At 46.1% G+C, this 13,186-nt stretch carries 8 protein-coding genes and 1 pseudogene; 6 read left to right on the top strand and 3 right to left on the bottom strand.

Annotation, left to right across the window (positions count from 1 at the left end):
• Positions 1 to 326: 326 nt before the first annotated feature.
• From JOC27_RS09185 to hemG, 5 genes are all read left to right on the top strand, one after another.
• On the top strand, positions 327 to 2,426 hold the full coding sequence (locus JOC27_RS09185) for a sigma 54-interacting transcriptional regulator (RefSeq protein ID WP_205007000.1): 2,100 nt from the start codon (positions 327 to 329) through the stop codon (positions 2,424 to 2,426).
• A 474-nt stretch (positions 2,427 to 2,900) separates the two neighbouring features.
• The gene (locus JOC27_RS09180) at positions 2,901 to 4,265 is read left to right on the top strand and encodes a putrescine aminotransferase (protein WP_205006999.1); all 1,365 of its coding nucleotides are present in this window, start codon (positions 2,901 to 2,903) and stop codon (positions 4,263 to 4,265) included.
• A 44-nt stretch (positions 4,266 to 4,309) separates the two neighbouring features.
• On the top strand, positions 4,310 to 5,785 hold the full coding sequence (locus tag JOC27_RS09175; RefSeq protein WP_205007039.1) for an aldehyde dehydrogenase family protein: 1,476 nt from the start codon (positions 4,310 to 4,312) through the stop codon (positions 5,783 to 5,785).
• A 105-nt stretch (positions 5,786 to 5,890) separates the two neighbouring features.
• A complete protein-coding gene (locus JOC27_RS09170) occupies positions 5,891 to 7,324 on the top strand; it encodes an APC family permease (RefSeq protein ID WP_205006998.1) in 1,434 nt (477 codons plus the stop codon).
• 305 nt (positions 7,325 to 7,629) lie between these two features.
• A complete protein-coding gene (gene hemG, locus JOC27_RS09165) occupies positions 7,630 to 8,991 on the top strand; it encodes a protoporphyrinogen oxidase (RefSeq protein ID WP_239530221.1) in 1,362 nt (453 codons plus the stop codon).
• A 222-nt stretch (positions 8,992 to 9,213) separates the two neighbouring features.
• Here the strand turns inward: hemG and JOC27_RS09160 are convergent, their stop codons facing one another.
• The 3 genes and pseudogenes from JOC27_RS09160 to JOC27_RS09150 all read right to left on the bottom strand — a co-directional run.
• Complete coding sequence (locus tag JOC27_RS09160) at positions 9,214 to 9,426, bottom strand: hypothetical protein (protein ID WP_205006996.1); 213 nt, start codon at positions 9,424 to 9,426, stop codon at positions 9,214 to 9,216.
• A 198-nt stretch (positions 9,427 to 9,624) separates the two neighbouring features.
• A complete protein-coding gene (locus JOC27_RS09155; protein ID WP_205006995.1) occupies positions 9,625 to 10,650 on the bottom strand; it encodes a HoxN/HupN/NixA family nickel/cobalt transporter in 1,026 nt (341 codons plus the stop codon).
• A gap of 763 nt (positions 10,651 to 11,413) precedes the next feature.
• Positions 11,414 to 11,974 (bottom strand): annotated as a pseudogene (locus JOC27_RS09150) (cupin domain-containing protein); the annotation flags it as partial.
• Between the two features lie 164 nt (positions 11,975 to 12,138).
• Here JOC27_RS09150 and JOC27_RS09145 point away from each other — a divergent pair.
• Entirely contained in the window at positions 12,139 to 12,540 is a 402-nt protein-coding gene (locus JOC27_RS09145) for a hypothetical protein (RefSeq protein WP_205006993.1), read from the top strand.
• Positions 12,541 to 13,186 lie beyond the last annotated feature (646 nt).

Genomic DNA, 13,186 nt, shown 5'->3' with positions numbered 1-13,186 from the left:
GCTCAAACGCCAGAAGAGCCGGTTCAATCGCAGCAGCGCCAGCCCAATCGCGAAAAAAATGCGGCGGAGGCGCGAGACGCCTGCGGGAACAGCGTGCCAGACGGGCCTCGCAGACTCTAGTTTGTCCGAGGAGGCTCGCGGTGCGCCCGCGGCAAGCAAGCAGCTGGAGCACATTGGTTGAAAAAGGACCTGGCTCAGCAAAGTTTCCCTATGAACATATAAAAACGAAAGCAGCGCCCGCTCAATCGCCAGAAGCAAATTCATGAAAGCTGTAAGATCGATAGGATGTGTTAAAATAGTTAACAAAGCAGGAGAGGAGCGCTGGCATGGTCGCGATTAATTATGAGAAAATCAAACCGATACGAATGGTTTCTTTGAGCGAAATAGAAGAAAATCCCTTGTTCTTTACGGATGACTCGTGCGATGATTATATTTTTATAAAAAATAACGAGCGCCTTGCTGGTTATCTCTATGCGAAAGAATTGCAGCGGGACAATACGCTGCCCATTACGACAGACTACATAAAGCATCATATCCATTCATTGTCCTCCGCCTGTTTTCTCGATCATGAAATCTCTCCAATTGATCTATTTCGTGTGATTGGTGAACCCGTTACCCTCGTGAAAAATCAGAATCAGCAGATTATCGGCTATATCACCCGTGAAGATCTGATCATTGCGCTGTTTAAAGATGATGCTCAGAATACAGATCTACTGAAAACGATACTGACCTCGATTCCAATGGGGATATTCGTCCTCGATTCCTTGGGACGAATCATTAATTTCAATGATGCCGCCTTGAAAATGACGAAGCGGCAGCCAGATAAGGTTTTGAATCAGCCAGCCACGATTATTTTTAATGCTCAGGATATCGCGCATGTCTTTCAGACGGGCGAGAGTGTCCTGAACCAAATTCTTGTGACTGATCAAATGGGAATACTTGCGGATTACAGCCCCATTCTAAATTTAAAAAAAGCGGTTGACGGCATCGTCATTGTCGTTCAGGATCTGCCAATGATTGAAAAAATGGCAATGGAAATCGAATCTGTGAAAAATTTGAACGCGGACCTCAACGCGGTTTTATCGAGTATTTACGATGAAATCCTTGTGCTAAATGATCGTGGCGTGCTGATTCGTTGCAGCGAGACGATGACACCGGAATACTGGGTGATTAATTTCAAAAAATTCATCGGCAAGAATTTGCTGCAACTTGATGAAGGTGGTCCGATTCAGCCAACGGTGATCCGCCACGTGATCCGTGATAAGAAGAAATACTCGGCTGTCGAAGAAACACCGCTTGGGAAAAAAGTGTTATTGGTCTGTACACCGATTTTGGATGCAGATGGAGAGTTGCGGCGGATGATTATTGCTTTGCGCGATATCACCGAAACGACGCGGCTCAAGTCAGAATTGAATAAGTACAAAAAAGAACTCGATGATTTTAAAAAAGAAACAATTCTTCAGCAAAAAATGATTTTTCGAAGCGCGAAGATGGAAGAATTAATGATTCGGGCGCGTAAGGTCTCCGAATTTTCGTCCACCGTTCTGATCAGTGGTGAATCAGGCGTCGGCAAAGAGGTAATTGCCCAGGCCATTCATCAAATGGGCAAACGCAATAAACTGCCATTTATTAAGCTAAATTGTGGGGCAATCCCAGAAAATTTGTTGGAGAGTGAGTTATTCGGTTATGTGAATGGCGCGTTTACAGGAGCCAGTGTAAAAGGGAAAAAAGGGTATTTTGAACAGGCGAACGGTGGCGTGCTTTTTCTTGACGAAATCGGTGAATTGACGCCGCAACTCCAAGTGAAACTCTTGCGCGTCCTTCAAGAAAGTGAGGTTGTCCCGCTTGGCAGTACACGGTCGATTCCAATTGATGTCCAGATTGTTGCAGCGACCAATCGGAATCTAAAAGAAATGGTGCGTGCCGGCAGTTTCCGAGAAGACCTCTATTACCGTCTGAACGTCATACCTATTCATGTTCCGCCGCTCCGGGAACGTCCTGAGGATATTGCTGTACTCGCCCTTCACTTCTTAAGGCAATTCAATCAGCGCTATCAAAAGAATTATCTGCTAATGCCGGATGCGTTGAATTTGCTTGAACTCTATCACTGGCCGGGAAATATCCGAGAATTGCAGAATGTGATGGAACGATTGATGGTTGTTTCTGAAAATGAAACGATACAAGCGTCGCTGGTCAGTAAATTGATCCGCTTCGATCAGCCGCTTGCATCCAAAGACCTGATGATTCGTCAGATACTTCCAATGAAACAGGCGAAAGAACGCTTGGAAGATGAATTGATTACACTCGCGATGAAGAAATTTAAAACCACGACACGAGCTGCCGAAGTGCTTGGTATCAGCCAATCCTCAGTCAGCAGAAAATATCAGAAAATCGTCGCCGCTCGCGTCGCGTCAGAAAAACAGTGAACGCAGGATCGCTAAGGGTCCTGCGTTTTATTGCAAGATAAGATAATATAAAAAATTTGTGTAAAAAAATGGAGCGAAAGCGCTCGGACGCCTTGCGGGAAAGCGAGCCGAGTGAGCCCCGCAGACTCCAGCCGTTTGAGAAAACGCGCGGCGCCCGCGGCAAGTGAGCAGGTGGAGCGCAATCTTTGTAAAAAGACTTGGCGTAACCAAATTTATTTATGCATCATTGCATTGGTTATTCAAAATTGAATAATATTCTGATCTTTTTTTATTTTTGAATTTATATGTCATTTATTGTAACCTTTCTTGTGAACTACATATGAAATATGCGCTAATAGCATAATGATAGGACAGAATATCTGACATAAAGACGCTTTTTTCTGTTTTGGCATGAAGTTTGCTTATAGTGTTGTGTAACAGTTAAGAGCTGTCGGAAGAACCGATGGCAAAGGCAAACAAACAGGAGGATTTTTTATGAGCATTGATTGGGAAACACAGGCCAATGAGAAATATGCCGATGCAAGTCAGTATGCGCAAAAAGTTCTGGATCTGATCAACAAAAGCAATGACGCGATAACGGATGAGGATGCGTCATGGATTACCCAGGAGACGGTCGATTGTTTCCGTGATTTTGTCAATCCGGGTTTTCTCGATTATCGAAAGACAGTGACTAAAGACAAGCAATTTGCCGCAGTTGAATGGTCGGATGAAGGGGAAAGTTTCAAGGACGTCAATGGCAAGAAATATATTGATTGTCTGGGCGGCTTCGGTATTTATAATGTCGGTCATCGTAATCCTAAAGTCGTTCAAGCAGTTGAGAATCAGATGCATCGTCAGGCGCTGCACAGCCAGGATCTGCTGGATCCACTTCGGGCTTTTCTCGCTAAATTGCTTGCTCAGATCACACCAGGCGACCTACAATACTCTTTCTTCACGAATAGTGGCACTGAGAGCGTTGAATGCGGCTTGAAGCTTGCTAAATTGTACAGCGATCGATCGACGATACTTGCAGCGACGAAAGCTTTCCATGGCAAAAGTCTTGGATCACTAACGGCAACGGCGAAAGGCGTCTTTCGCAAGCCATTTATGCCGCTTGTCTCCGGATTCCGCCATGTCGCCTATGGGGATATCGAGATGATGGAGAAGACGATGGAAGCCTGTCATCTCGTCGGTGAAGATGTGGCAGCCGTTCTGCTTGAACCGATTCAAGGAGAGGGCGGCGTGATTGTTCCGCCGGATGATTATTTGCCGAAAGTTCGCGCGCTCTGCGACAAATATGGGGCCTTACTTATTCTCGATGAAGTGCAGACCGGGATGGGACGTACCGGGAAGATGTTCTGCTGTGAACATTACGGTGTCGCACCGGATATTATTTGCCTCGCTAAAGCGCTTGGCGGCGGCATTGTTCCGGCTGGTGCAGTTGTGGCCAGCGAAAAAGTCTTCAAGAATTTCTTCCCTAATCCCTTTATTCATACCACGACGTTTGGCGGCAATCCGCTCGCTTGTGCCGCAGCGATTGCGACAATCAATGTATTAATTGACGAACATCTGCCGGAACGCGCGGCGGAAATGGGCGCTTATATGCTTCAGGGGTTGCGGGATGCGGCAAAAGGTCATGAAGACAAAGTGATGGAAATCCGCGGCAAAGGTTTGATGATTGGCATCGAATTCCAGGAAGACCAAATTGGCTATGACTTTTCTAAGAAATTGTTTGATAAAGGGGTTCTCGTCGCTGGAACATTAGTCAATGCCAAAACCATCCGAATTGAACCGCCACTGACCATTAAAAAAGAAGATATCGACAAAGTGATTGCGACAGTGGCTGAGGCATTGAAATAATCCATTAATGGGGGGATATCATGCAGACGGCGGTGGATCACAAAATGCTACAGCTCAGCATGTATATTAACGGCGCATGGCAAGCCAATAACAGCGTCGCAAAGCGGCAGATTATCAATCCAGCAAATGGAACGGTGATTGCTGAAGCGGCTGAAGGCACAGAATTGGATGCCGAGCAGGCGATCCAAGCGGCCAAACAGGCTTTTGAGCAAGGGCCGTGGCCAAGGATGAGCGCCGAGGAACGTGCCGGTTATCTTTTGAAAATTGCCGAACGAATCGAGGCGCATCACGAAGAACTCACGCGTTTAGAGACAATGGACAATGGCAAGCCGCTTCGTGAAGCTGGCTATGACGTCAGCGACGCAGCCGCGTGCTTCCGGTATTATGCCGGATTGATTCTTGCCCCGCATGGAGAAACCTATCCGGTGCCTGATCAGATGCAAGCGATGGTGGTTCGTGAACCGATTGGCGTTTGCGGGCTGATTGTCCCTTGGAATTATCCTTTACTAATGAGTGTTTGGAAAATCGCGCCGGCACTCGCTGCTGGAAACACGATTGTCTATAAACCGTCTGAATTAACGCCGGTTACGGCAACGAAACTCTTTGAATTTTTTGATCAAATTAAATTACCGAAAGGCGCAGCCAATATGGTGCTGGGTGCAGGAGAAACCGTCGGCCACGCGATCGCCGCGAGCGATGACGTCGCGATGGTTTCGTTTACCGGCGGTACGGCTACGGGACGCAAAATTATGCAAGACGCGAGTGGTAATATGAAAAAAATCTCGCTTGAACTTGGCGGGAAATCTCCGAACATCATTTTTGCGGATGCTGATTTCGAAGCTGCGGTGGACTATGCCCTGTTTGGTATTTATGCGGGTGCGGGCCAAATTTGTTCCGCAGGATCACGGATTTTAGTGGAGGAAAGTATTAAAGAACGTTTCATCACACGATTCGTAGAGCGCGCCAATCAAATCGTTGTTGGCGCAGGCGATAATCCAATCACAGAAATGGGACCGCTTGTTAGTCAACAGCAGATGGATAAAGTGCTGCATTACATTGCGCTCGGTCAAAAAGAAGGGGCGAAGCTGGTGTGCGGCGGTTGTCGTCTCACAGGCGGTGCCTATGACAATGGCTTTTTCGTCGCGCCGACTGCATTTGCGGAGACAACGCCGGAGATGCGGATTGTGCAGGAAGAAATATTCGGACCGGTGGCTGTTTTTCAAACCTTCCGCGACGAAGCGGAAGCGATTCAATTGGCAAACGACACGAAATATGGTCTGGCTGGCGCTGTGTTCACAAATAACGCGGCCAAAGCGATGCGCGTGATCAAAAAAATCCGCGCCGGGATCACTTGGATCAACACGTATCACGGTACCTATAATGAAGCGCCTTGGCATGGCTATAAACAAAGCGGGATTGGCTCTAGCCTTGGAACATATGGTCTCGATGAATTTATGGAGGTCAAACAAATCAATTTCAATCTTGACGTCGCGCCTATTGGCTGGTTTGCTAATCGCTAATTTTTTTAACTGTAAATATCAGAATACAGGAAAAATTCTTTTTAAATGAAGGCGAGATAATAAATTGAGTATATAATCTAAATTATTAAACGGGGTGATAGGGTTATGGCGGGAAACCACGAACTTAAATCCAATGAAATTACGGCTTTTGACTCGGTTATTATGGGAATAGCTGGAACGGCGCCGGCTTATACGATTTCAGCAAGCACTGGGGCGTTGATTGCGGCAGTCGGTGTGATGGGTCCTGGATCGATTTTATATGCGGCGGTTGTCATGTTCGGTATTGCCTTTGCTTTTATGTACTTAAATAAGTGGCGCTCCGATGCGGGTGCGAGTTATGCCTGGGTTGGCCGCGCGATCCATCCAGCGCTTGGCTTTATGAGTGGTTGGGCCTTGATTGTGGCCACCTGTCTCTTTATGGTTGCAGGTTCACTCCCAGTCGGTACAGCGACCTTGGATTTAATCGCGCCATCACTCGCGAACAATGTCGTCGCGGTGACGATTGCCGGCGCGTTCTGGTTTCTGGCGATGAATACACTTATTATGCTCGGTATACAAATCACGACAAAATTTCAGAAGTACATGACGATGCTTGAAGTCGGCATTCTGCTGATTATCGCTGTCGCTGCCTTTTTAAAATTTGGCATGCATCCGGTCAAAGCTTTTTCATGGTCTTGGTTCTCGCCAATGAATTTCAATTTGAACACGTTTATGTCTGGTTCACTTATCGCCATTTTCTATTATTGGGGCTGGGATGTAACGGCCAATCTGACTGAAGAAACAAAGGACAGAAATCGTGCGCCGGGCTATGGCGGCGTTTTTGGGATGATTGGTATTTTCGTCTTATTCGAGTTGATGCAGATTATTTTCCAAATGGGGCTGACAACCAAACAGATTACCACAGCAGGCGCCAATCTGTTGCCGGTTATCGGTAATATGATTTTTCCTCGGCCATGGGGCGATATTGCACTGATTGCTGTGACAGTCAGTACAATCGCCACGTTGGAAACGTCTTTGCTCCAGGCGAGTCGCACGCTTTTCTCAATGGGACGTGACCATGTGCTTGGGGAAAAATTTGGCCACTTGCATCATCGCTTCCAAACACCGTGGCTTGCCGGCATCGTTATGGGGATTGTATCCTTGCTGTTGTTTGTTATCTCCAGTTTCAGCTCAGGCGTAAACGTCGTGATGACCGACGCGATCACAGCTATTGGCTTGCAGATTTGCTTCTATTACGGATTGACGGGTTTTGCATGTGCCTGGTATTATCGCCACGATTTGCTGCATAATTTTAAAACATTTGTCATGCGCGGCCTTTGGCCTGTATTGTCTGCGATGTTCCTATGGACGATAGCCATCTATGATATTCCATTGATGGGTTGGCAGACAGACGTCATTGGCCTCGGCACTTTGGCATTAGGCCTCATCCCATTGCTCTATTATCGGTTTAAACTGAAAAGCCATTTTTACTCCGAAAATCGGGAAACCAGCCGGGTCAATCCAGTAATGCCAGCAGCAGACAATATCGTGCTCAAATAAAAGACAGAAATATAAGTGAAAAGAAGGATCAGCCGAAAGGAGGCTGATCCTTTTTTATACGCGTTAAGAAAGAAAAACTAAGACTTCACCATTGTTCAAAGGACTTGGCTCGCCAAGTTTTTCTAAGCAGCTAAGAATGTAAAAAGTTTTGTACAAATAATCCAATGCATGCGCGAAACGTTAAAACACCCAAGAAAATGGGCCTGCCAACGGACTAAATAACCGTTTGAAACTACAAATTGTGATTCATCTCGCAGGAAATATGTGAAAATAAGTTTACAATTGCGCATGTTGGGGGAATGAATATGCAGAAAAAAGTGATTGTAATCGGCGCCGGAATTTCAGGCTTGACCGCAGCTTTTTACATAAAAAAATTAGCAAAGGACGTTTCGGTGACCCTTTTAGAGGCTTCCGATCGGCTCGGCGGCAAAATCAAGACGGTTCGAAAGTCCGGATTTACGATTGAATGTGGCCCAGAAGGGTATATGGCTCGGAAACCCGCGCTGACCGAATTGATTCGCGAAGTCGGTCTTGGCGATCAACTGGTCAATTCAAAAAGCGGTAGCTATTCGATTTATGTGAATCACCGTCTGCGACCGATGCCGAAAGGATCGGTCATGGGCATTCCAACGAAATTACTGCCGATGGTGACAACCGGTCTGATCAGTCCTCTTGGAAAAATTCGTGCCGCGATGGATTTAGTGCTTCCTAGAGTTTACCAGAATAAAGATATGTCACTCGCCGAGTTCTTCGGCAGGCGCCTTGGGCACGAAGTCATTACGAATATGATTGCACCGCTCTTGTCTGGAATTTACAATGGCGACCTTGCAGATATGAGTCTTGAGGCAACGCTTCCGCAATTTGCCGGGATTGAGAAAAAGCACAGAAGTTTGATTCTCGGCATGAAGCATATCCAGCCACCCAAACAGGTCGGTGTTTCCAAAAAGAAAGCGGGTCAATTGCTCAGTCTCTCTTGCGGCATGGACGTCTTGGTCGAAAAATTGGCCGACGCAATCGATGATATCCGTCTCAATGCGCCTGTCCGTCATGTGCAGACAGGACGCGTTGAAATGGAGGATGGCACGGTTCTCAAGGCGGACGCGATCATTGTCGCTGCTGCGCCGAAACAGCTCGGTCCGCTCCTTGATTTTCCAGAGGCTTGGGCGCTGAGCCATGATAAACGGACGAGCACGGCGACGGTCGCATTGGCATTTAAAAAGAAGGACATTGCCGCAGTAGCGGGTAGTACTGGCTTTGTTGTGTCCAAAAAAGAGGGCTTGTCAATCACCGCGTGTAGCTGGATGAACCACAAATGGGCCAATGCCGCACCCGATGACTGTACGCTTGTTCGCAGCTACATCGGCACCGAAACCGATCCGAAGATGGCTGAAGAAACAGATGAAGCGATTGTGAATAAAGTGCTATTCGATTTACGGAAAATCATCGAAGTCGGCACACCGCTCTTTTCAGTTGTGACTCGGCAGATGGATAATATGCCGCAATATACCGTTGGCCACAATCAGCGTGTGCAGGAATTTGAGGCGGCATTGGGGAAAATCAGCGGTGTCTATGCGTGCGGCGCCATCTTGCATGGTGTCGGCGTTCCGGACTGTGTAGACAATGCGAAACGAGCGGCTGAACAAGCTGTAGCCGCATTGACTGAATAAGAATCCGCCCGAATATGGATTTTGCGGAGTCAAACTTTTTAAAGCAAAACGAGCCTTAGAAACAATTCGAGAGGCTCGTTTTGTTATATGGAAAGAATGTATTTAATTTTTGGGTAAAAAGTGGCGAAAGCGCTCTAGTGCTAGCGAGCAGCCGAAGCGTATTTGATTCAGTAAAGTTTTTCTAACAAGAAGCCTATGCTATTGCTCCGTTTAAGCTAAAGCTTAGCGGCCGCCATTACCTGTAAGGTTTTGAAAAAATTTTCTGAGCCATTCATCAGGAGTTGCGCTCGCTGTCTCTTTTACAGGCTCGGAAGTCGAATCGGACGATAGTGGTAGTTCGCGAATGATCAATTCCACATTTTTTCCCCAGAATTTGCTGATCTCTTTCATTGCTTTTTCGTCAAGGGTCCCTTTGAAATCAAAAGCTTTGTACACGTGCGTCAGCTCCTTTGCTCTATCCTATTCTCCTAAATTTAATGGTATGCAGGACCGCTTAATGAGGTGTTCGTGTGCCCGCAGAAAATTGGTAATTATTGCTTCAGTTGTTTTTACTAGTCATTCGTGAGCGTTTCAAGCAAACTGACCGGCTCTTTTATTGAATTTCTGAAACTTTTAGCAAACTTTGCGACACGCTTAAGCTTCATATTGTTTCCAACGGTCTTCGATTCGAAAAACTTTCCAAATAATCATCGAAAGTGTCCACAGCCCAATGAAAAGAATGACGAGTCCGTAACCAAGCCAATTGAAATTCAGCTGCTGCAGCCAGGACCAGAAACCACCCTTTAATCCGAATGTATTTGAAAAAACCTGGATCAGTTCGACGCTGCCTATCAAGAAGGCGGCAAGCACCGAGATAGAAGTAATTGTGATATTATAATAAACTTTTCGGATCGGTGTGTCGAAGGCCCATTTATAGGCGCGTGCCATCATTACAGAGTCCGTTGTGTCCATGATATTCATGCCAGCGGCGAAGAGCAACGGGAGCGCAAGGATACCAAGAAAAGGCATGGCTGACTTTGCGGCGCCAGCCGATAACGCGAGCAAAGCGACTTCCGTTGCTGTGTCGAACCCAAGACCAAAAAGAAAGCCAAGCGGGTAAACCTGCCAACTCTTGTTGATAAACTTAAAAAAAGGTTTAAATAAAGTTGAGAGCAAACCGCGCGATAACAGTGCTTTTTCAAATTTATCTTGATCAAATGCGTTATGCTTTAGTTTTATAAACATTTTCTGCAAATCAATCAGGATGACGAGATTTAATAAGGCGATTCCAATCAGGAACGTACCGGAAACGATCAAGCCAATGATGCCGCCAATATGCTCGAAAATCGGCAAATGCGCCGTTGCCCAACGAACTGACAGGCCTAAAATGACAGACATGAGAAAGACGACAGTCGAGTGGCCTAATGAAAAATAAAAGCCAACGCCGACAGGGTCTTTCTCTTGATGCATCAGTTTGCGAATCGTATTGTCGATTGCTGTGATATGGTCGGCATCAAACGCATGGCGAAGGCCGAGTGTATAGGCGAGCAGTCCGAGACCGAGAATGACCGGATAGTGGCGGGAAGCGAGAAAAAGAAGTAAGATTCCGGTAATATGTAGCATGAATGAAGCGAAATAATAAGGTAGCCAAGTTTTTTTTGAAAGTTTTTTAATTCGCATAGAAACACTCCTCATGGACGACACCGGTAGGGCTCAGTACGTCGTTTTCCTGTACGTAAAAAGATTTCAAAGAAATTAAGTATAAGAAAAACTAAAGCTTCACATTGTTCAAAAGATTTGGCTCGCCAAGATTTTCTAAAGAGATAAAAAAGTATAAGGATTTTTGCACTAAAATGCAGCGCAGGTGCTCTGGCGCCTTGCGGGAAGAGCAGGACAAGGGAGACCCCGCAGATTCTAGCCTGTCTAAGGAGGCTCACGGATTGCCCGCGGCAAGCGAGCAACCGAAGCGCAATTGTTGAAAAAGGACTTGGCTATGCCAAGTATTTCTGATTGCAAAATAAAAAGACCGCAAAAGATCCTCACATGAAATCAGTGAGCGCAACCTTCGTGGTCTCTAAGCCGTTATTTGCTGTCAATAGAATTTCAATCAATCCAGGACTTCGTGTCCCGCGTCTCTAGCATACGATAAGCCACTGGATCTGTAAACCTGAAAAATATTTTTCATGATGCATGAAAAAATTTGCGAAACGAGCTTCTTGATTGGCCACAGTTCCACGAATAGAGCGATTCGTTAGGTTAAGCTCTGTTTCGTCAGTAAAGCTGCTCATAAGAAAAACAGTTCTTATGAAAAAGGAACTGTTCGTGTCTCATTTAAATCGATGGATCTTGAATGGCATTGCTTTTTCTACTGCCAGGGATCACTTGCGGCAGTATAGGGGGGATCGAATCGGCACGCATCGCTTGGCACCGGCCATTGATTGGCAGAACTCTCGTAGGCTTCTTCTGCTCTCTGGGTGCAATCGGCTGGCGGACCAATGATCGTCGTATTTGTAATCGGTGCGATCGCCTGCTGCCATTGAGACGGATTGAGGCAATAGCTGTGGCTCATTATAGCGCTTGGCGTCAGACGGAGCATATCGGAAGCGAAAATGACCTCCGGGGTTGAAGCGTTAAAAATAGCGAGTAGGTGCGTCGAATCCGCTGTGGCTATTTCATAGTGCCACCAGCCTTGCGGAATATTTGCCACTTGACCAGGTATCACGGGGAAATTTAAGATTTCCTTGGTGAATGGGTTCAATAACGAAATCACAGCCGAACCAGAGATACAGAAAACAAGTTCCGCGGCATTCTGATGGATATGCGGCTCAATGATATTATTTGCACTCAGATAGATATCGAGAAGTGAGGTGTTCTGGAGTGTATTTAATTGATCGATGCCAAGTGAGTTAATGAAATTATTTTGATCTTTTGTGAAATATCGGTTTCTATTGACGTCAAAACTGAATTGAATATTAGGCGATGTGTAATCTAAGGAGGAGACCATAAGCACCCTGCTTTCATTAGTCTTTGAGGTAAGCCGAGATCAGCCTATTCAGAGGTACTCAATTTGTTGCGCAAAAGGGACGACCAGCTGCATTTTTTCCTGATCGAATCAGTGGGATTTTTTCTGAAAATCGTCTACAGTTGAAGGAGAAAGAGGTGATTTGCATGGGCTTTTGGCGAGAATTATTTCGTGATCGCGTGAAGGTTGGCGTTTGTACCGATTATCCAGAAGCGGCGCATTGGATTTACGTTGAAGACGGCGATAAGTCTGGGGAAGTCTATCTCGTCTTGCCAACTGGAAAAAAGAGAATCTGCCGACCCATTGCTATTCATTGGATCAATGAGCCGCGGCATTTGACCGGTTCCGAATTTACCGAGCAAAAATTGGCCGGCGCCGATCAATTGTCAGGGAGCGATACATGGATCGGGAGTGAATCGGCGAGACCAACTGCCAGCCTGACGGTTTGGGACAATGAAACGAATGAACGGATGGTATGGTCCGTGAGCTGTACGGCGGCGCAATTCCGCCATATTCGCAGAATTTTTAATCGCGCGGATCGAGCCTGAATTCGAGCGTGTGTCAAGACTCTGAGCACTTTCGTAACTAAAATGAGCGGTGCTCTGAAATCAGGGAAAGTTGCTCCTAACCATGTAAAAGTCGCACTGAATCGAAAAGTTAGAGGTCAAATCTGCAAAAATTAGACCGAATATCAGGAGATAGACCAAAACCGAAAAAAGTTAGACCGAAACGCGACAAAAAGTTAGGCCGAAAAACAAGAGTTAGACCGAACCGGGAAAAAGTTAGGCCGAAGCCCTGAAAAGTTAGACCGAAACGACAAAAAGTTAGGCCGAAAAACAAGAGTTAGACCGAACCGCGAAAAAGTCGCTCCTAAATCAAAGAAAGTTGCTCCTAATCCTGTAAAAGTCGCACCGAATTTCAAGAGTTGCACCGAATTGAGCAAAAGTCGCACCCAATCCGAGAAAAGTTGCTCCTAATCATGAAAAAGTCGCACCGAATTTCAAGAGTTGCACCGAATTGAGCAAAAGTCGCTCCTAAATCAAAGAAAGTTGCTCCTAATCATGAAAAAGTCGCACCGAATTTCGAGAGTTGCACCGAATTGAGCAAAAGTCGCACCCAATCCGAGAAAAGTTGCTCCTAATCATGAAAAAGTCGCACCGAATTTCAAGAGTTGCACCGAATTGAGCAAAAGTC

This window comes from Sporolactobacillus spathodeae, from assembly GCF_016908935.1.
Taxonomy (GTDB): Bacteria; Bacillota; Bacilli; order Bacillales; family Sporolactobacillaceae; genus Sporolactobacillus; species Sporolactobacillus spathodeae.
This window is presented reverse-complemented; position numbering and strand designations above follow the sequence as displayed.